General features: G+C 43.2%; 14 protein-coding genes. 8 read left to right on the top strand and 6 right to left on the bottom strand.

Annotation, left to right across the window (positions count from 1 at the left end; translation table 11 throughout):
- The 4 genes from WKT12_RS15470 to WKT12_RS15455 all read right to left on the bottom strand — a co-directional run.
- Nucleotides 1-466 (bottom strand): DUF6443 domain-containing protein (locus tag WKT12_RS15470; RefSeq protein ID WP_340320252.1); only part of this gene is annotated, 466 nt, incomplete at its 3' end.
- Nucleotides 467-473: 7 nt separating this feature from the next.
- Entirely contained in the window at nt 474-4,688 is a 4,215-nt protein-coding gene (locus WKT12_RS15465; RefSeq protein WP_340320251.1) for a DUF5977 domain-containing protein, read from the bottom strand.
- Nucleotides 4,689-4,787: 99 nt separating this feature from the next.
- Complete coding sequence (locus tag WKT12_RS15460; RefSeq protein WP_178245220.1) at nt 4,788-4,877, bottom strand: smalltalk protein; 90 nt, start codon at nt 4,875-4,877, stop codon at nt 4,788-4,790.
- A gap of 140 nt (nt 4,878-5,017) precedes the next feature.
- Nucleotides 5,018-5,347: a hypothetical protein gene (locus WKT12_RS15455; RefSeq protein WP_340320249.1), complete on the bottom strand. Its 330-nt coding sequence runs from the start codon at nt 5,345-5,347 to the stop codon at nt 5,018-5,020.
- Nucleotides 5,348-5,474: 127 nt separating this feature from the next.
- On the opposite strand from WKT12_RS15455, the gene WKT12_RS15450 reads away from it, so the two are divergent.
- Nucleotides 5,475-6,182, top strand: coding sequence for a helix-turn-helix domain-containing protein (locus WKT12_RS15450; protein ID WP_340320248.1), 708 nt, complete (start codon nt 5,475-5,477; stop codon nt 6,180-6,182).
- Nucleotides 6,183-6,440: 258 nt separating this feature from the next.
- Here the strand turns inward: WKT12_RS15450 and WKT12_RS15445 are convergent, their stop codons facing one another.
- A complete protein-coding gene (locus tag WKT12_RS15445) occupies nt 6,441-6,989 on the bottom strand; it encodes an RNA polymerase sigma-70 factor (protein ID WP_340320254.1) in 549 nt (182 codons plus the stop codon).
- Nucleotides 6,990-7,103: 114 nt separating this feature from the next.
- Between WKT12_RS15445 and WKT12_RS15440 the strand changes: the two genes are divergently transcribed.
- The 7 genes from WKT12_RS15440 (at nt 7,104) to WKT12_RS15410 (ending at nt 20,126) form a co-directional block, all read left to right on the top strand.
- Complete coding sequence (locus WKT12_RS15440) at nt 7,104-9,326, top strand: GH92 family glycosyl hydrolase (protein WP_340320247.1); 2,223 nt, start codon at nt 7,104-7,106, stop codon at nt 9,324-9,326.
- A gap of 89 nt (nt 9,327-9,415) precedes the next feature.
- Nucleotides 9,416-10,411, top strand: coding sequence for a FecR family protein (locus WKT12_RS15435; protein ID WP_340320246.1), 996 nt, complete (start codon nt 9,416-9,418; stop codon nt 10,409-10,411).
- Nucleotides 10,412-10,440: 29 nt separating this feature from the next.
- Nucleotides 10,441-12,723 (top strand): GH92 family glycosyl hydrolase, encoded by a 2,283-nt coding sequence (locus WKT12_RS15430; protein ID WP_340320245.1) that lies wholly within the window; start codon nt 10,441-10,443, stop codon nt 12,721-12,723.
- A gap of 15 nt (nt 12,724-12,738) precedes the next feature.
- A complete protein-coding gene (locus tag WKT12_RS15425; protein WP_340320244.1) occupies nt 12,739-15,015 on the top strand; it encodes a GH92 family glycosyl hydrolase in 2,277 nt (758 codons plus the stop codon).
- Nucleotides 15,016-15,410: 395 nt separating this feature from the next.
- Nucleotides 15,411-16,775, top strand: coding sequence for an MFS transporter (locus tag WKT12_RS15420; protein WP_340320243.1), 1,365 nt, complete (start codon nt 15,411-15,413; stop codon nt 16,773-16,775).
- 26 nt (nt 16,776-16,801) lie between these two features.
- Nucleotides 16,802-17,773, top strand: a complete 972-nt coding sequence (locus WKT12_RS15415; protein WP_022232854.1) for a glycoside hydrolase family 130 protein — start codon at nt 16,802-16,804, stop codon at nt 17,771-17,773.
- A gap of 142 nt (nt 17,774-17,915) precedes the next feature.
- Nucleotides 17,916-20,126, top strand: coding sequence for a GH92 family glycosyl hydrolase (locus WKT12_RS15410; protein WP_340320253.1), 2,211 nt, complete (start codon nt 17,916-17,918; stop codon nt 20,124-20,126).
- 233 nt (nt 20,127-20,359) lie between these two features.
- Here WKT12_RS15410 and WKT12_RS15405 read toward each other — a convergent pair whose 3' ends face one another.
- The gene (locus WKT12_RS15405; protein WP_340320242.1) at nt 20,360-21,001 is read right to left on the bottom strand and encodes a MarC family protein; all 642 of its coding nucleotides are present in this window, start codon (nt 20,999-21,001) and stop codon (nt 20,360-20,362) included.
- Between the last annotated feature and the right edge of the window lie 228 nt (nt 21,002-21,229).

Below are 21,229 nucleotides of genomic sequence, written 5' to 3'. Positions count from 1 at the left end.
ACGCTCCCTGTTCGAGTACCCTGTCGAGCAGGCTTTGTTCGAATACCGTCTCGGCATAGGGGAAGTCGGTGGGCGTCATCCCGGAACGGAGTGAGTCTGCATAGTAGGCTCTGGTCCCTGCTTCCGCTTCGGTGCGGAACTGTCCTCCGGCTTCTCCGGAATCTGCATAAGGCAGATATGAACGGCTCTCCCTGCGGTAGGCATCGTAGTATTTGTGCTGTACGAGGTCTTTCATACCCTTGGCTGCCCCTGCCGATACTTCCTGCAGGGGGTAACCGAAACCGTCGTAATAGAAGAACTTACGCATACACTCCGTGATGGAAAGAGAATCTGCCTTGCATGCGTCTGTTATTCCCGCCTGCCGTACCACTGTTTCGGTACGGTAGTTGCGGTCTTTACTTCCCTGCTGGGCTTGTAGTCCGGCAGCAGGAAGCAGTGATAATATCAATAGATAAATAGGTTTCATGGTGTTGTCAGTTGTTTAATGGTTTGATAATGTAAGTATCCCGGAAATCAGGATATCCTTCTTCAGTATAGTCCACATCGAAATGATACTCTTCCGGAGCGGAGAACATATAGAAATTTACTTGTGTGCTATTGTCTTCCTGCAGATACATTGTAATGTCTCGGTAGTACTTTCTTGCTACAGAGATGACAGTCGGTTTGTAGTCTTTCAGTGGATTTCCTGTCTGATCAATACGTTCGCTGGGAGGAATGGCATAATAGGTATGCTGCAGGTTGCCCTGTACTCCCCAGAAGTAATCTACGATACAGGTTTTGTCTAATGGATTGATGATAGAGACAAGGATATCGTTGATACATTCACCGTTCTCGTCGGCATAACGTTGTCCGTTCTGCAGCAGGTCGTCTACTGCCATCCGGTTGGCTTCTTCCTGTGAAACCGGAGAACTGTATTTACCAGCAGGCACTTCATAGACGATGGCAGCCGGATGCTGACCTTTGGTCGAATCGCAAAGACTGCTGTAGAAAGTGCGACTAATGGCCTCGTTGTAATAAGGCAGATGGATATCTTCTTCCTCCGACTGATTCTGATAGTGGTAGTCGTAGGTTTTCCGTATATTTCCTTCGTAATCAGAAATGCTTTGCATACGTTGGAATTCATCATAGGCGTACGATTCGGTCAGACCTCGTCCGTCAGTCATGCGGCTCATGCCGACAAAGGGCAGATAACCGTATGATGTTACTTGGGCATGCTGAGGATATACGCGTACCTCATCGATGGGATTCATTCCTTCATCGATAATGAAATTCCGGTCGTTCATTTCCTTGCGTACATAGTTCCACTTACCTTTTTTATACACTTGGTAATCTACAAAAAGCGGTTGATCGTATGCTCCGGACAACTGGATTTCATAGGTTCCGAGATGGCTTCCGCTGCTGTAAAACCCAAAAGGCAATGACTTTTCTCCCGAATGACCTTCAAAATCTTCGTACAGCCATTCATCGTGTCCTGTGGTCTCTACATGCGAATTAGTTCCCCAATAGCTGTAGCTTAGCTCTCCCCACAGACCAGCTTGTACGTCATCACAAAGGGTAGAGGTAATCTGTATTGTATGTTCTCCTTCAGCTACGGATGTAAATTCCACACTATAGGTATAAGCTTTCTGGTAATCACTCCAAGGTAAATAATTGCTGTTACCTGAACGGCATTGTACAAGGTTGAAAGGTTTACCGTCGAATTGTCCGGATACATACCAGTTGTAACCCAGCATACCGGGAAGGTTAATTTCTACTGTTCCGGCACGTGATGTACGAATGGTATAGGTCTTTTGGTTCGAATAGGAGTTTTCTGCAGCCAGCTTTACATTTTCGGTCTTGCGTACCTGTTCGTAAATGCTGGTTGCCTTATAAGAGTTCTGTGCATTTCTGATTTGTATCACCGGATATCTATAGTTCGATCCCCATTGGTAGGAAGTAACCACACCGTCTGCACCACTGATAGCCGTGGGGTTTCCGTATCTGTCGGTCTGCAGCGTTTCGTATACCGACAGGTAGCGGGAGTCATACTCTGTACCGTTGTAAGGAGAGAACGAGCTGGTTTCTATTGGTTCGGTCAGTCCTAATTTCATGTTTTTTTGCGGAAGAAGGATTCCGGTATTAAATTCATTGTATACAGTCAGTTCTCCAGCACATAGTTTGCCGTCGCAGTATTCCAGTTGTTCCACCGGAAGCCCTTTCATTCCTTTGTTCACCATCTTGGAGTAGACATTGTTTCCGGTAGCTACATCGTTCGGATAGGTATAGGTATGGCGTATAGTTTTCCCTTTTGAGTCTTGTGTCTCGTGGGAAGTCATCAGCAGGTCTTCGTTGTAGGAAAACCGGTCGTGTTTGGTCTGGATGACTGTCTTGCCCGAAGGATCATAAAGTGTTTCAGTCCGTTCTTCCAACGAAGGATAGTAAGTCCATATTTTATAAGGGGTAAATCTGACAAAGGGGACAGAAATGGCATAACCATATACTCCGGGAATTTTGAAACGGTCAATGCAACGCATAAAGTCATTGGCATCTGCTGCCTGTTCTTTATAGCGGTTTATGATTTCTTTTACCTTTATATCTCCGCTATACCATACTTCTTTCATCAGTAGTCCTCTCATCAGGGCTTTTGAAGTGAACTTATTGTCAAAATCTACTTCATCTATATTAGTAAACAACTGATAGTCTGCCATATCTGGATAGGTATCATGGTTTGAATAATAGTAGACTTTCTTTAACGGCTGTTCTTTACCGATTTTTTCTACTACGCGACTGTAAGTTACATGATTTCCATTGGTGGAGCCGAGTACGTTGACGTATCCTTCCGACTGCATGATGTATCTCTGATCGATATCTCCTTTAAGTTTAAAATGAGCCAAACCATCCCAATAAGAATAATTATAACTTGCATGATTATGCCCGTCTGTAATATAACGAGGTATACCGGAAAGAATACCAGAAGAGGTACCGTCTTCATTCAGATATTCGAAACAATGCACCTGTTCCAATTGTGAATGAGGATCTGTATAGGTAATTTGCCTGATACGCAATCCTCCTGCTTGTCCGGATTTTTCTTCTAGTTTAAAGTCTGGTACTTGAGTAGCTATTTGTGAATAGTCATTTGACTCATATGTAAAATCAGCTTTACCACCGGTAGGGTATGAGATGGAAGTCAAGATTTCGGCTTGTGCCAAGAGATCATTGGCTGTCCTGTATTCGTACATTCCGTCTTCGATGGAAATATTCCGATAGTCCTTTCCGTTATAGAACCCCCAATTATCTGTTTCCGTGGCGTTGTAGTCCGGCAAGCGACGAGGATTGTAAGTGAACTGGTAGACTTCCGACTCATAAAGAGCATTTCTATGTTCGAACGATTGCAGTTTGAGGCGCTCTGATTTGTTTTGGGTGTAAACGAAATAATAAGCAGACACAAGTTTTGCATTGTGGCTGATTATAATGCTGTTCAAATGGCAGAAATAGTTATGCGGGGCATATGGTATTTTAAATCCACCATCCTCGTCGTAACAAACCCAGTCTACAAAATGGTCATTGAAACCGTCGTACTTTAAGAAATAAAGGTCTTCTGTACGGACAGTACTCAAGTCTTCGTTTCGGGATATACCAAACTCGATTTTTAAATCGTCGTCGAATACAATGCTTTTAGGATAAACCGGATGTAGTACCTGGAAGCTTTTCCCTCTTTCTTTGTCCTGAGACGGATAAATACTCAGAAGTCCATTGGAAGAATACACCCACAGGTCATTAATTACATCATTGAGTATAATCGGGTTACCGTTCCGTTGATAAGAGAAACTGATTTTATTGCCTTTTGGGGAAATCACTTCTCGTAGCATCCAAGAGGTGGGTAGGGTTTTAAAAAAAGGATGGGATTGTCCGGATACATAGGTTTGTATACGTTTCTCTGTAGCAAACTCAATACAATCGTTATCACCTCCGAAAATAAGTTTGGTTCCATCTTGTTTTGTGATGGTAAATTCATAGAGCAAACGATAAATACGATATGACTGTAGGTCTTTTTCTGCATGTAAAGAATGAAACTTGATAGGGTCTGGGTCATTTTTTATTACCGGAGTAGAAACCGTAAACTTTTCTCCGTTGCTGCTTTTTACTCTGACATGTATTTGCTTGTCTTTATCACGATAGAAATAGAAGCTTCCATTTACTCCATAAGCGTTGACTATAAATTCGTCCGGCTCTAAGTCATAAGGTACAAAAACATCGGAGTTGATGTAATCTATTAACCGCAGTTTGGATGCCCAGTCATCCCGGTCTAAATAACGGGATGAATAATAATATCCAGGATCTAGGCCTTCTCCTGACCAGCCAACCCCTGTTATATCTTCTTGGTCTTGGTAAATAGTCTCGTCTGCACTTCCGTTGATAACCCTTGTGATACAGCCTCCTGCACTTAGGTTCCATCCCAATCCTACATAGGTAGGATATTGGTTGACCTTGATGCCCGATGCATAATAGTTCAGCGAAAGAGGGAGTTCCATATCTTTCGACTGAGCAGTATAGAAAGGGATATTGATAGAGGGCAGTCCGTTGAAGTAACTGACTGGAATACGTTGGTACTTGACAAACTCTGTAGCGGTAGGACTTTTGATATCTACCTGTGCGAAAGCAGAAAGCCCCGATAAGAGTAGCATAAGTGATAGTATTGTTTTTTTCATATTCTATTTTTCTTTTACTTAAAAAACTGATTAGACTATGCCATACTTCCTGAAGGAAGCGATGGCATAGTAGTGGTTTGACTCAATCTTGTTGTTTGCTTACATCGCACTTCCGCCCAATGCGCCTAACACGGCAGATGCTACTGCGATGATTACTTTCAAAATGGTGTCCCATACACCTTTCTTCATTGCCATAATTTACTCCTTTCTTTAAATGGTGAATAAATGTGTTCGTTATGTCGTTTCAAGCTTGATGACAGTGCAAAGGTAAATCATATGTTTTATTTTTGTGTACCATGTTTACAAAACCGTTAAACCTATTTCTATTTTTAAACAGATACATCGTTATTGCCGAAATCGCGGTATTCGGATTCCTGTATCTTTTTCCGCTTCCGCAGGACACTAGCGCGTATCTTTCCCAATGCACGTAGGATAAGTTCCATGCGTAAAAGAGAATCGTCTATTTCAGTAATAATAAGCCGTTTCCTATTTTTTTCGGTATGCCTGCATTCTTTCCGATATTGCCTGCTCCGCTTCTTGCGGCACTCCTTGCAATATTTGTCAAAGATTTGTGTACGATGATTGTAGTAAAAGTTCTCGAAAGAAAGCTCGCGCTTGCAACACGCACAAACGCGGGTAGAAAAAGTCGTGTTATTCATGGCGATGGATTGATTATTTCTTGAAAACAATTTGATTTATTAAAACAATAAGCTATATTTGTCAAGGCAAATATAATCATGTTTTCAAAAATAAAACAATTAAATTTATAGTTTAACCCCAAAAAAGATGGATGCATTGTTCAATGTAACTGATATAGTGAAGCGGGCCAAAGAAGTTATGGGCTTCAAGACAGATGTGGAACTCGCCAATTATTTAGGAGTATCGCGTTCTACATTAAGTAACTGGTGTGCAAGAAATAGCATCGACTTCCCACTGCTGTTGGAGAAGATGAAAGAGGTGGATTACAACTGGCTGCTGGTAGGGAAGGGAACGCCTCATCGCGATACACACCTCTGCCAGTTGGGAAGGTATACGGGAGAGGTGGAAACTATATACATTCCGAAAACACCGGAGATAAAGGATGACCGCTATGTGAAACTATATGATGTGTCGGCGGCTGCCAACCTGCGCACCATGCTGATGAACCGCAACCAGTATGTGTTAGGAAAGATTGTCATTCCCAATATGTCTTCGTGCGACGGGGCGGTGTATGTGAGCGGAGACAGTATGTATCCGCTGCTGAAATCGGGTGACATTATTGGTTTCAAGGAAATCAGCGATTTTCATCATCTTATCTACGGAGAAATGTATCTGGTATCGTTCTGTCTGGATGGTGATGATTACTTGGTGGTGAAATATGTCAACCGGTCAGAGAATCCGGGATGTATTCTGCTGGTAAGCTACAATCCGCATCATCAACCAATGGATTTACCAATAGAGAATATTCAGGCAATGGCTATTGTGAAGTTCTCTATCCGTAAGAATATGATGTAAAAAGTATTACCTTCTTAGGTATTCAACTGTTAAAATATCGTCTTTCCTGCAAGCTCCGAACACTACAGGAAGCAATAATAAGATAGTCAAGAAGTGTTTCATAGTTTTTGGTCTTTTAAATCAACCTTAAAGATATAAAAAACTGAAACACTTAAAAATCAATCACATTTTTTAATATTCTTAGAGAAGTAACGATAATACACTGTAATGTTCTTTATCCAAAGTATCACAGAAAGACGTAGGAGAAGCAAGAGCCTCTTACAACCAAAACAAAAGAATCATGCGCAGATAACTCAATTTCTCGCGTAAAATTTTCAATGCCTTATACATGTGTGCTTCTACCGTACGCAAGGAAATACCCATCACGTCGGCTATGTCCTTATTCTTCATGTCGTGCAGGTAGCTGAGCTTAAATACTTCTTTACACTTGTCGGGCAGTTCGTCTATTGCCTGTCTGATTTCCAAACGCAGTTCGCGGTTCTCTATCCGCTTGATGACTTCCGAATGGTCGGGCTGATAATACTCCATCCTTTTCTGGTAGAATTCCATTTCGGCAGCACTGTAGTTTTCGGCTACCGCCTTATGTTTCAGTAGATTGATTGCCTTGGTATAGATAGATCTGTAAAGAAAGGCCTGAATCTGTTCGCCCAACTCCACCGAATCCTGCCGCTTCCATATTTCAACAAAGACATCCTGTACTATATCTTCTGCATCATCTTCCCCCACAAGACGTGTCGCATAAAACAAAAGTCCAGTATAATAGCGACGGAACAAAGCTTTGTATGTTTCTTCAAAATTTCCTTTCATCCAGTATTGCAAGGCTAATATGCAGGCAAATGTAGCGAATTGACAGAAATGAAGCAACGAAATAAGTGTTTTTCTCATATTTCTTGTTATATTTACAAAATCAAAACTAGTATTATGAGATTTAAGACAATTCCACTTTACGCAGCTCTGGCTTTTGCCGCATGTACATCATCGAACCAATCTTCAAACATCACGGAAGATTACACTCAGTATGTCAATCCGTTTATCGGAACAGACTTTACCGGAAATACTTATCCGGGTGCTCAGGTTCCTTTTGGAATGGTGCAGCTAAGTCCTGACAACGGATTGCCCGGATGGGACCGCATTGCCGGTTATTTTTACCCGGACAGCACAATTGCCGGCTTCAGTCATACACACCTTTCGGGTACGGGCGCAGGCGATCTTTACGACGTTTCGTTCATGCCTGTTACGCTTCCATACAAGGAAGCCGAAGCTCCGCTGGGTATATATTCCAAATTTTCACATGCCAACGAAAGTGCTTATGCCGGATATTATCAGGTAAAGCTGGACGATTACAATATTAATGTGGAACTGACGGCTACCGAACGTTGCGGCATCCAGCGTTATACATTCCCGAAAGCTGAATCGGCTATTTTCCTTAACCTCGCCAAAGCCATGAACTGGGATGCGACGCAAGATTCTCATATCGAGGCGGTCGACTCGGTAACCGTGCGGGGATATCGTTTCTCCGACGGCTGGGCTCGCGGACAGAAGATTTATTTCTGTACCCGTTTCTCACGTCCGTTTACCCGGATGACAATCGATTCTACTGCCATCGAAAAGGATGGAAAGCGTATCGGAACAGGGGTTGTCGCACGTTTCGATTATACCACAGACGAGAATGAACAGATTACACTGGCAACTGCCATTTCGGGAGTAAGCATGGAGGGGGCAGCCAAGAACTTACAGGCTGAAGCTCCCGACAATAACTTCGACACGTACCTGGAAAAGGCTAAGGCTATGTGGAACAAGGAGCTTGCCAAAATACAGATAGATACACCCGACAAGGATGAAAAGACGGTGTTCTACACGGCTTTGTATCACAGTATGCTGGCTCCTACGATATACAGTGATGTGGACGGTTCTTATTATGGCCCCGACAAACAGGTGCATCATGCCGACGGATGGACGAACTACAGTACGTTCTCTTTATGGGATACGTATCGTGCAGCACACCCGCTGTTTACTTACACACAGCCTGAACGTACCAACGATATGATCAAGTCGTTCCTGGCATTTTATGAGCAAAACGGACGCTTGCCGGTATGGAATTTCTATGGAAGCGAAACGGACATGATGATCGGTTACCATGCTGTACCGGTGATTGTGGATGCTTACCTGAAAGGTATCGGCGACTTCGATGCAGAGAAAGCACTGGCTGCTTGTGTGGCAACAGCCAACATCGACGAGTATCGTGGCATAGGAGTGTACAAGGAAAAAGGATATATTCCTTACGACCTGCACGACCAGTATAATAACGAAAACTGGTCGCTTTCTAAAACACTGGAATATGCTTTCGACGACTACTGCATAGCCGAAATGGCTAAGAAGATGGGTAAGGAAGACATTGCCAAACAGTTCTATGCGCGCTCTCAGAATTATAAGAATGTGTATAATCCGGCTACTTCGTTCATGCAGCCGCGTGACATGAAGGGTAACTTCATCGAGAACTTCAAGGCTGACGAATATACGCCGCATATCTGCGAAAGCAACGGATGGCAGTATTTCTGGTCGGTACAACATGATGTGAACGGACTGATTGAACTGACCGGAAGCAAAGAACGCTTTGCCCAGAAACTGGACAGCATGTTTACGTTCCATCCTACCGACAAGGACGAACTTCCTATTTTCAGCACGGGCATGATCGGACAATATGCACACGGTAACGAACCAAGCCATCATGTAGCGTACTTGTACAATGCGGCAGGACAGCCATGGAAAGGACAGAAATACATCAGCCAGATTACTCACGAGTTGTATACCAATACTCCGGCAGGACTCTGCGGCAACGAGGATTGCGGACAGATGTCGGCATGGTATGTATTTAGTGCCATGGGATTCTATCCGGTCAATCCGGTATCGGGCAGGTACGAAATAGGTAGTCCGAAATTTCCGAAGGTACAGTTGCACCTGAACAACGGAAAGACATTCACCGTCATTGCCCGGAATGCCAGCCGTGAGAATTGTTATATCCAGTCGGTGAAGCTCAACGGAAAGCCATACGACAAGAGTTATATTACTCATCAGCAAATCATGGAAGGAGATACACTTGAACTGGAAATGGGAAACAAACCGGGATATGTATGGTTCAAATAGCCGGATAGTTATTGTCAAAATGTTTTTCAACATGCAGTAAGTGTTTTTATTCAGTCGATTGTTGTATATTTGACAAACAGGGTGAAAAGATGAATACAATAAACTATCATACAATAGTACGTTTCTTTAAAAACGAATGTACTGAAGAAGAACGCTTGCTCATTATCCAGTGGGTGAACGAATCGAAAGAACATGCTGAATGGTTCTTTAAATGGGAGGAATTATACCATTTGGGCACACTGCCGGAACAAGACAATGACTTGGTTATCAGAAAAGCAGAAAAGAAACTATACGAACGGATTGAAACGGAAAAGAATCGCCAATGGTTCTTTTCCCGTATCAATCACTGGGTTAAATATGCAGCTATAATAACATCTATACTGGCTATATCCGGTTTCTCACTGTGGTACTTCGTTGCCGATTCTCAAGAGAAATGGATTACCGCATCGACTGAAAATGGAGAAACAAAAGAAATAACGTTGCCGGACAACAGTAAAGTATGGCTGAACGAAAACTCAACCCTGAAGTACCCTCAACATTTTGCAAAGGAGGAACGTGAATTGCAACTTGATGGAGAAGCCTATTTTGAAGTAACCAAAAACAAGCACAAACCTTTTATCGTGCAAAGTGCAGCCATGAGCGTACAAGTACTGGGAACGAAATTTAATTTTAAAAGTACCAGTAACTGCCGGATTGCAGAAACTTCACTGATAGAAGGTGAGGTGAAAGTAGCCGGGAATAATAATGAGGGAGCCATCACACTTTCTCCAGGACAGAAAGTGGAACTGAATACCGTAACCAGACAGATGAAAGTGTCGGAAACCAATGCCGCACTGGATGCGATATGGCATAACAACCTGATCCCATTCAAGAATGCGGATGTATTCGACATTGCCGAAGTATTGGAAAAAGTATATGGGGTCAAGATTATCTTCTCGCCCGATATCAGTCCTTCGACAACTTATTCGGGCGTGCTGAAAAAGAAAGATTCTATCGAGGATGTATTAAAGATATTGCAGAATACTATTCACCTGCAATATAAAATACATCAGGGAACTATTTTCATTTCATCTGCATCAAAATAATAATAATCCAAAACTTATAACTTAATATTATGAAAATTAAAATCTGTGCGATAGCATGTGTCGTAGGAATGGCGGTGGCTGTAGCTTCATGTAATCCGAAAAGCGTAGAAAAGGACTATGCTGCATATGTAAATCCATTTATCGGAACGGGAGGACACGGACATACATTTCCCGGAGCTGTAGTACCCAACGGAATGATTCAGCCGAGTCCGGACACCCGCATCGACGGATGGGATGCTTCTTCAGGATATTATTATGAAGATTCCACCATCAACGGGTTCTCGCACACACATGTTAGTGGCACCGGTTGTGCCGATTATGGTGATATTTTACTGATGCCGACGGTAGGCAAGCAGATTTACAATCCTCAGGACTATACCAGCCAGACACTGCCGTATGCGTCGGGATTCTCACATAAGAACGAAACAGCCGAACCGGGATATTACTCGGTCTTTCTGGACCGGTATAAGGTAAAGGCGGAACTGACTGCTACCAAGCGGGCGGCTTTGCACCGGTATACGTTCCCGGCAAGCGACGAGGCTGGATTTATTCTCGACATGGATTACTCTATCCAACATCAGACAAACATGGATATGCAGGTGGATGTGGTCAGTGATACGGAAATCAAAGGATATAAGCTGACTGAATACTGGGCATTCGACCAGCAGATCAGTTTTTATGCCAAGTTCTCCAAACCTTTTACGTATCAGATTGTAAGAGATACGCTGACCGACCAGAATGGCAAGATGCAGCCTCGCTGTAAGGTTCTGCTCAGTTTCAAGACGAAAAAGGATGAGCAGGTCATGGTGAAGATGGGTATCTCGGCTGTCGATACGGAGGGAGCAAAGAAAAACCTGGATGCCGAAATTCCGGCATGGGATTTCGAAAAGGTGCGCTCCGACGCTCGTCAGGCATGGAATGACTATCTTTCAAAAATAGATGTTTCAACTTCCAGTGATACCGACCGCACCATTTTCTATACGGCTATGTATCATACGGCTATCAGCCCGAATTTGTTTACCGACGTAGACGGACGTTACTGGGGAATGGACCGGAAGGTACATCAGGGAAATGCAGACCGTCCGGTTTACACGGTATTCTCTCTATGGGATACGTTCCGCGCATTGCACCCGCTCTTGTCTATCATCGAACCGCAGATGAACAATGACTTTATCCGTTCGCTGCTGAAAAAGCATCAGGAGGGAGGCATCTTCCCGATGTGGGATCTGGCTTCGAACTATACGGGAACAATGATCGGGTATCATGCGGCTTCGCTCATCGCCGATGCTTATACCAAAGGATATGCTGATTTCGACTTGCAGGAGGCTTACAAGGCTTGCTTGCGTGCTGCGGAATATGATACGACGGGTATAAAATGTCCGGCGCTGGTATTGCCGCACTTGATGCCGATGGCTAAGTATTATAAGAATACGTTAGGGTATATTCCGTGCGACCGCGAGAACGAATCGGTTGCCAAGGCTCTGGAATATGCTTACGATGATTATTGTATTTCTGTCCTTGCCGAAGCGGTAGGCGACTACAAGAATCAGGAAAAGTATGCGCGGTTTGCCAAGGCTTATGAACTGTACTTCGATCCGTCTACGCGTTTCATGCGCGGACTCGACTCGAAAGGAGAATGGCGCAGCCCGTTCAACCCGAAATCATCGAACCATCGTTTCGATGATTATTGCGAAGGAAATGCCTGGCAGTGGACATGGTTCACTCCACACGATATTGAGGGGCTGGTGAAACTGATGGGAGGAGAACAGGCTTTCATCGGTAAACTTGATTCGCTTTTCACTGCGGATTCCAGTCTGGAAGGAGAGAATGTTTCGGCTGATATCAGCGGACTGATCGGACAGTATGCACATGGAAATGAACCAAGCCATCACATTATACACATGTACAATTATGTAAACCAGCCGTGGAAAACGCAGGAACTGATTGACCGTGTGCTGAAGGAGCAGTATCGTAATGCTCCCGACGGACTATCGGGCAATGAAGACTGTGGACAGATGTCGGCGTGGTATATCCTGAACGCAATGGGATTTTATCAGGTTTGCCCAGGTAAGCCGGTTTATTCTATCGGACGCCCGTTCTTCGACAAGGCAACAATCAACTTGCCGGGGGATAACAAGACGTTTACTATCCTGACAAAGAATAATTCCAAAGACAACAAGTATATCCAGTCGGCTACGCTGAACGGTAAGGAACTGGATGTTCCGTTTATCGAGCATAAGGATATAGCTGCCGGAGGAATACTGGAAATAACCTTAACCAACCAACCTACAAAATGGGGAGTAAAACAATAAAATCATAAATAAGCCATGAAAAAATTATCATTACTTATTTTGCTGGCAGGCTTTTTCTGCCTTGCCAAAGCGACTAATTATGCAGACTATGTGAACCCACTGGTGGGTACTCAGTCTACTTTCGAGTTGTCTACGGGTAATACGTATCCGGCTATCGCACGTCCGTGGGGTATGAACTTCTGGAGCCCGCAGACCGGAAAAATGGGCGACGGCTGGATGTATCAGTATACAGCAACGAAAATCCGCGGATTCAAGCAGACGCACCAGCCCAGCCCGTGGATAAACGACTATGGTCAGTTCTCTATCATGCCGATGGTAAATAAGCCGGAATTCAACGAAGACAAGCGTGCAAGCTGGTTCGCACACAAGGGTGAAACGGCAAAAGCCTATTATTATAAGGTGTATCTGGCAGAATACGATATAGTGACCGAGCTGACTCCGACAGAACGGGCTGCCATGTTCCGCTTTACATTCCCGGAGAATGAACATTCCTACGTAGTGGTGGATGCTTTCGACAAGGGTTCGTATGTCAAGATTGATGCGGCAAACAACCGTATCATTGGTTACTCTACCAAGAACAGCGGTGGTGTTCCGGCTAACTTCAAGAATTATTTCGTGATCGAATTCGACAAACCGTTCACGTATCAGGCTACCGTTGCCGACAGTATCGTAAAAGAGAACGGCACGGAACAGCAGGCGGATCATGCAGGAGCTATCATCGGCTTCGCTACAAAGAAAGGGGAAATCGTACATGCTCGTGTGGCTTCTTCGTTTATCAGTCCGGAACAGGCGCTGTTGAACCTGAAGGAACTGGGCAACGACGACTTCAATACACTGGTGGAAAAAGGTAAGGAAGCATGGAACGATGTATTGGGTAAGGTAGAAGTGGAAGGTGGAAATCTGGACCAGTACCGTACTTTCTATTCTTGTTTGTACCGCTCATTGCTTTTCCCGCGCAAGTTCTACGAAATAGACGCACAGGGACAGATTGTACATTACAGTCCTTATAATGGAGAAGTGGTTCCGGGATATATGTATACCGATACAGGTTTCTGGGATACGTTCCGTTGTCTGTTCCCGCTGTTGAACCTGATCTATCCGTCGGTCAACAAGGAAATTCAGGAAGGACTGATCAATATATATAAGGAAAGTGGTTTCTTCCCCGAATGGGCAAGCCCGGGACACCGTGGTTGTATGATCGGAAACAACTCGGCTTCTATTCTGGTGGATGCTTATTTCAAGGGTGTAAAGGTGGATGACCTGGAAACGCTTTATAAGGGTCTGATTCACGGAACGGAAAATGTGCATCCGGAAATATCTTCTACCGGTCGTCTGGGATATGAATATTACAACAAACTGGGTTACGTGCCTTACGATGTAAAGATTAATGAGAACGCGGCTCGTACACTGGAATATGCTTACAACGACTGGTGTATCTATAAACTGGCAAAGGATTTGAAGCGTCCGAAGAAGGAAGTGAACCTGTTTGCCAAACGTGCCATGAACTATAGAAATCTATTCGACAAGGAAACATTGTTGATGCGTGGCAAGAACAAGGATGGCAAGTTCATGTCTCCGTTCTCTCCGCTGAAATGGGGTGACGCATTTACTGAAGGCAACAGCTGGCATTATTCATGGTCGGTATTCCACGATCCTCAGGGACTGATTGACCTGATGGGCGGTGATGCCATGTTTGTAACGATGATGGATTCTGTTTTCTCGGTTCCTCCTGTATTCGACGACAGCTATTATGGTTTCCCGATTCACGAAATCCGTGAGATGACGGTGATGAACATGGGTAACTATGCACATGGCAACCAACCTATTCAGCACATGATTTATCTGTACAATTATGCCAAACAGCCGTGGAAAGCACAATACTGGCTGCGTCAGGTCATGGACCGCATGTATACTCCTACTCCCGACGGCTACTGTGGTGATGAAGATAACGGGCAGACTTCTGCATGGTATGTATTCTCTGCTTTGGGATTCTATCCGGTATGTCCGGGAACCGATCAGTATGTACTGGGAGCTCCGCTGTTTAAGAAAGCTACCATCCATTTTGAAAATGGCAAGAGCATCGTCATCAATGCTCCTCAGAACAGTGACACCAACTATTACATTCAGGATATGAAAGTAAACGGTCAGGAATATACCAAGAACTACATTACACACGCTACCTTGCAGAATGGTGGTACCATCGATTATGTCATGGGAAACAAACCTAATATGAACAGAGGTATCACACCAGAAGATGCACCGTATTCATTTAGTAAAGAAGTGAAACAATAAATCATAAAAGGACTGTTTTATTAGTCTCAATAAAAGCAGGTTACTTCCTATTAATCATTAAAAATAAGAAAGGAAAGTAACCTGCTTTTATTTTATCACTTTTTTTTAGAGATATATACAACTTACTTCGCCCATTTCAGGCTTCTTTTTGAGAGAAAATTGTATATTTGCAGGTAATTAAATGGGTTAAAGAATATTCTTTTAAAAACTACCTATTTGTTTTGCATAAATTTTAATATCGGAATAGCGGATATAACAGTTTTTCTGTGGAGAAATGCATCAGTATGGGTGAAAGAAAATTCTAAACTCTAAAATATATTAAAACCCTGATAAAAATTTACGTACTTCAGGGACACAAAATGTTATTAATAATGAATTAACTGATTGACAATACTATGAAACAAAACAATCATCCGAAAAAAACCAAGAGTCCGATAACATGGGTTCCGACAGCGTATTTTGCTATGGGACTACCCTTTGTAGTACTGAATATGGTAACGGTCCTTATGTTTAAAGGATTAGGAGTAGAAGATAAATTAATTACATTTTGGACTTCACTGATTTTACTTCCATGGACTTTGAAACCGTTATGGAGTCCGTTTCTTGAATTATTCAAGACGAAAAAATTCTTTGTCGTTGTTACCCAGCTTATAACAGGAATCACATTTGGCTTAGTGGCATTTTCACTGAATTTACCCCATTTCTTTAGTATAGCTATTGCCTTACTGGCTATCATTGCCTTTAGTGGTGCTACCCACGATATCGCATGCGACGGTGTATACATGAGCGAATTGTCGAACGACGATCAGGCAAAATACATCGGTTGGCAGGGCGCTTTTTACAATATTGCCAAAATCATTGCTACGGGTGGTCTGGTATATCTGGCTGGCTATCTGATTGAAAAATATGGAGGAGCAGGCGCCGAAGGAGATGCGCTATTCGCAGCCAACCAAAAGGCATGGATGATTATCATGACTATCTTGTGTGTCATTATGGTTGTATTGGGTATCTATCACTTGTTTATGCTGCCTTCAGGCGGAGCCAAGAAGCAGGGAGAACAGCGTACAGCTGGACAGGTGATGAAAGAACTATCGAATGTACTGATTGACTTCTTCAAGAAAAGTCATATTGTATATTACATTTTTTTCATCATTCTCTATCGGTTTGCAGAAGGATTTGTCATGAAAATTGTCCCTCTGTTTCTGAAGGCGGCAAGAGAAAGCGGTGGCCTCGGACTGAGTGAAAAGGAAATCGGACTTTATTATGGTACTTATGGTGCAGCAGCATTCGTTTTAGGTTCCTTGCTGGCCGGATATTATATATCGGCACGGGGGCTGAGAAAAACGTTGTTCTCGTTGTGCTGTATATTCAACTTACCCTTTGTGGTATATGCATTGTTCGCTACGTTCCAGCCTGAAAACGGACTGCTTATTTGCAGTGGTATCGTATTGGAATATTTCGGATACGGTTTCGGTTTCGTGGGACTGACGTTGTTTATGATGCAGCAGGTAGCTCCGGGAAAGCACCAGATGGCGCATTATGCTTTTGCTTCAGGTATCATGAACTTGGGAGTAATGATTCCGGGTATGCTCAGCGGCTGGGTATGCGAAACATTGGGCGAATGGTTCAACAAACCGGGAGGATATGAACCGTTCTTTATCTTTGTATTGATTGCAACCATACCGGCATTTCTGATTACTTATTTTGTACCGTTCAAATATAAACAGGATGGTACTTTGATAGAAGGAGAAAGAGAATAAATTAACAACCAAATAATATAAAGAATATGGCAGAGAAATTTAACATGCCGTGGGAAGATCGCCCGGCAGGATGTACAGATGTGATGTGGCGTTACTCAAAAAACCCCGTAATCGGACGTTATCAGATTCCCTCATCAAACAGTATCTTCAATAGTGCTGTCGTTCCGTTTAAAGACGGATTCGCAGGAGTTTTCCGCTGCGACAACAAGGCAGTACAGATGAATATTTTTGCGGGCTTCAGCAAAGATGGTATCAACTGGGAAATCAATCATGAACCGATTCAGTTTAAAGCTGGAAATACGGAAATGATTGAATCGGAATATAAATATGACCCTCGTGTGACCTGGATCGAAGACCGTTACTGGATTACCTGGTGTAATGGTTATCACGGACCGACAATCGGTATCGGCTATACATTCGATTTCAAGGAATTCTATCAATGTGAAAATGCATTCTTGCCATTCAACCGTAATGGCGTTCTGTTCCCGCAGAAAATCAACGGTAAATATGCTATGCTGAGCCGTCCGAGCGACAACGGTCATACTCCTTTCGGTGATATTTATATCAGCTATAGCCCTGACATGAAATACTGGGGTGAACATCGTTGCGTAATGAAAGTGACTCCGTTCCCCGAAAGTGCATGGCAGTGTACTAAAATCGGAGCGGGTTCTGTTCCTTTCCTGACCGAAGCCGGATGGTTGATGTTCTATCACGGAGTAATTACTACCTGCAACGGATTCCGTTATTCAATGGGTGCCGCTATCCTCGATAAGGATAATCCGGAAAAAGTATTGTACCGTACTCGTGATTATATTCTGGGTCCTGCTGCACCTTATGAACTCCAAGGAGATGTGCCTAATGTAGTATTCCCATGCGCAGCTTTGCAGGACGGAGAACGCGTAGCCGTATATTATGGTGCTGCTGATACAGTAGTAGGTATGGCTTTCGGATATGTTTCTGAAATTATCGATTATGTGAAACGTACTTCGATTATCTAATGCCCCTGATTTTTTTCATAGGTATTCCTACATAAAGTAAACCTTTTGGGCTGTATCGAATAACTTGCTGGAGTTATTGGTACAGCCTTTTTCTGTTTTTTATTTATCTAATATCATTCTTATGAAACAACTGTTAATCTGCATGGCTAGCTTTTTTGCCTTAGGTACATTGCATGCACAGGAACCGGCCGACTATGTGAATCCATTTATCGGAACGACAAACTTCGGGACCTGTAACCCGGGTGCTATCTGTCCTAACGGCATGATGTCAGTCGTACCATTTAATGTAATGGGATCGGAAGATAATAAATATGATAAAGACGCACGCTGGTGGTCTACTCCTTATGACTATACCAACAGTTTCTTTACGGGTTTTGCACATGTGAACCTTAGTGGAGTAGGATGTCCGGAACTGGGTTCTCTACTGCTGATGCCTACTACCGGAAAACTGGATGTCGACTATCACAACTACGGAAGTAAATATGAAAAAGAAAATGCAACCCCGGGATATTATACCATCTCATTGACTAAATATAACATCTTGGCCGAGGCGACTGCTACACCACGTACGGGGTTGTCACGCTTTACGTTTCCTAAGGGAGAAAGCAATATCCTCCTGAACTTAGGAGAAGGCTTGACCAACGAAACAGGAGCGTTTATGCGCCGCGTAAGTGATTGTGAAGTGGAAGGTATGAAACTGCTGGGTACATTCTGCTATAACCCGCAGGCTGTTTTTCCGATATATTTTGTGATGCGTGTCAATAAAACACCTAAGGCTACCGGCTACTGGAAAAAACAGCGCCCGATGTTTGGTGTAGAGGCTGAATGGGACAAGGATCAGGGAAAATACAAATTGTATACACAATATAACAAAGATATCGCAGGTGATGACATCGGTGCCTGGTTCTCTTTCGATACAGAAGAAGGAGAACAAATTGAAGTCGCCATGGGAGTATCGTTTGTCAGTATAGAAAATGCCAGAGAGAATCTCGACAAGGAACAGTCTGGAAGACACTTTGCTGCCATCCAGCAGGAGGCTCGTCAGCGCTGGAACGATGATCTGGGAAGAATCATGGTAGAAGGTGGAAGTAAGGACCAGAAAACGGTATTCTATACAGGACTTTATCATGCGTTGATTCACCCTAATATTTTGCAGGATGTGAATGGTGAATATCCTCAGATGGAAGGTGACAAGATTCTGACCACAAAAGGAGATCGCTATACCGTATTTTCTTTATGGGATACTTACCGCAATCTGCATCAGTTGATGACACTGGTTTATCCCGAACGACAGATGGATATGATTAATACAATGCTGAATATGTATCGTGAACACGGATGGTTGCCGAAATGGGAACTCTATGGACGCGAGACATTGACGATGGAGGGAGACCCGAGTCTTCCGGTTATCGTGGATACATGGATGAAGGGATTGCGCGACTTCGATATCAACCTGGCTTATGAAGCAATGTATAAATCGGCAACCTTGCCGGGTAAGGACAACTTAATGCGTCCGGACAACGACGATTACATGAACTTGGGTTATGTACCTTTGAGAGAGCAATACGATAATTCGGTATCACATGCGCTGGAATATTATATCGCAGACTACTCGCTCTACACACTTGCCAAAGCTTTAGGCAAGAAAGAAGATGCTAAATTGTTCTATAATCGTTCCATGGGATACAAGAATTATTATAGCAAGGAATTTGGTACGCTCCGCCCAATTCTTCCCGACGGTAAGTTCTATTCTCCGTTCGATCCGAAACAAGGTGAAAACTTCGAACCAAGTCCGGGTTTCCACGAAGGAAATGCATGGAATTATACCTTCTATGTGCCTCATGATATTGCAGGACTTGCCAAACTGATGGGAGGTAAGCAAGCCTTTGTCGACAAACTACAAATGGTATTCGATAAAGGTTATTATGATCCGGCCAATGAACCTGATATCGCTTATCCTTACTTATTCAGTTACTTCAAAGGGGAAGAATGGCGTACACAGAAGCTGGTGAAAGAATTACTGGCCAAGTATTTCACAACTCAGCCGAACGGAATACCGGGTAATGATGATACCGGAACCATGTCGACATGGGCTATCTTCAGCATGATGGGATTTTATCCTGACTGCCCGGGAGTACCTGAATATACGCTTACTACTCCGACATTCGACAAGATCACCATCAAGCTCGATCCTAAATATTATGGAAAAGACCAGTTGGTTATCGAAACGATGAATCCGGAAAGTAACTCAGAGTACATAAAAACAGTCAAGATGGGTGACAAGAAGTGTGGCTATCGTATAAACCACAACGATCTGGTTAAGGCTGGAACTCTCCAATTCTGGAAGAAATAAATGTACTAAGCTCTAAGCTCCCGTACAGAAAGCACTACTTCGAACAACCGCAAACGGTGACTGTTCATAAAAAAAGAAGAGTCGTATCAAACTCCATTTTTTGAGTAATGATACGACTCTTCCTTTTTACCTTTAAGAATAATATTCAAACTTCAGATTTAAGTAACCTATCTAAAAATGAATTTTGAACAGCTTCCTGATTAATCTTTATATCAGAACAAACTACTCTACGTTTAATGACTGGACTGAATGATATCGATAAGAATAGGTTTCATACCACCTACGAAACATTCTACCGCAATAACCATCAAAATAAGGCCCATCAGACGCATCATCACATTATTACCGGTTTCCCCTATTATATCAACCAAACGGGTCGACAGGCGCAAGATAATATAGGTTAGGATATATACAACAGCTATGACGGCCACCAGCGTTGTCTTCAACTCCCACGTATTCGCATCATCCATCAAAATAATCCCATTTGCTATAGCTCCCGGACCACATAACATCGGAATGGACAACGGAGTAATGGATATATCGTCTGCATAAGTTTTTATCTCTTCATCTTTCAGCTTCGTATTTGTATAACGTGCCTGAAGCATATCATAACCTATTTTTAAAATAATAATACCTGCAGCAATGCGGAAGCCATTGGTGGATATTCCAAAAAACTTAAATAAGAACTGTCCGCAAAAAGTAAAAGCTATTAGAATAATGAACGAAATGATCGTAGCCCTTTTTACAATATGGCGACGTTCCTGCTCACCAAGACCATTGGTCATTGTCAGAAATACGGGCATAGTTCCCAACGGGTTTGTCAATGTAAAGAACGAAGTGAAGCACAGCAGTGCATAGGGAATAATTGTATCCATAACCAGTTAATTATATATTGCTCAAAAATAGAAAAAATAATTCAATAATCTTTGATAACTATAGCAGAAACATAAATTCGGCCAATTTGTTCAACCACTAAAAGGAAACTTCTCTATACCGTGCCTCCGCCGGGGCAGAGGGAAATCTTCACTCCCATTTCCTTCGTACCATGAACTGCCGGAGAAGTTACCCTGCGGGAGGGGAAGCCCTTCGCCCGCCGTCGGAGC

It is taken from the genome of Phocaeicola sp. HCN-6420 (assembly GCF_037890145.1).
Lineage (GTDB): Bacteria > Bacteroidota > Bacteroidia > Bacteroidales > Bacteroidaceae > Phocaeicola.
The sequence above is the reverse complement of the archived record's forward strand: the minus strand, read 5'-3'. Positions and strand labels throughout refer to the sequence as shown.

Coding starts and splice junctions, on each gene's coding strand:
- WKT12_RS15455 (WP_340320249.1), bottom strand. CDS start 5,347: ATGAATAACACGACTTTTTCTACCCGCGTTTGTGCGTGTTGCAAGCGC.
- WKT12_RS15465 (WP_340320251.1), bottom strand. CDS start 4,688: ATGAAAAAAACAATACTATCACTTATGCTACTCTTATCGGGGCTTTCT.
- WKT12_RS15415 (WP_022232854.1), top strand. CDS start 16,802: ATGGCAGAGAAATTTAACATGCCGTGGGAAGATCGCCCGGCAGGATGT.
- WKT12_RS15435 (WP_340320246.1), top strand. CDS start 9,416: ATGAATACAATAAACTATCATACAATAGTACGTTTCTTTAAAAACGAA.
- WKT12_RS15410 (WP_340320253.1), top strand. CDS start 17,916: ATGGCTAGCTTTTTTGCCTTAGGTACATTGCATGCACAGGAACCGGCC.
- WKT12_RS15450 (WP_340320248.1), top strand. CDS start 5,475: ATGGATGCATTGTTCAATGTAACTGATATAGTGAAGCGGGCCAAAGAA.
- WKT12_RS15460 (WP_178245220.1), bottom strand. CDS start 4,877: ATGAAGAAAGGTGTATGGGACACCATTTTGAAAGTAATCATCGCAGTA.
- WKT12_RS15420 (WP_340320243.1), top strand. CDS start 15,411: ATGAAACAAAACAATCATCCGAAAAAAACCAAGAGTCCGATAACATGG.
- WKT12_RS15430 (WP_340320245.1), top strand. CDS start 10,441: ATGAAAATTAAAATCTGTGCGATAGCATGTGTCGTAGGAATGGCGGTG.
- WKT12_RS15425 (WP_340320244.1), top strand. CDS start 12,739: ATGAAAAAATTATCATTACTTATTTTGCTGGCAGGCTTTTTCTGCCTT.
- WKT12_RS15405 (WP_340320242.1), bottom strand. CDS start 21,001: ATGGATACAATTATTCCCTATGCACTGCTGTGCTTCACTTCGTTCTTT.
- WKT12_RS15440 (WP_340320247.1), top strand. CDS start 7,104: ATGAGATTTAAGACAATTCCACTTTACGCAGCTCTGGCTTTTGCCGCA.
- WKT12_RS15445 (WP_340320254.1), bottom strand. CDS start 6,989: ATGAAAGGAAATTTTGAAGAAACATACAAAGCTTTGTTCCGTCGCTAT.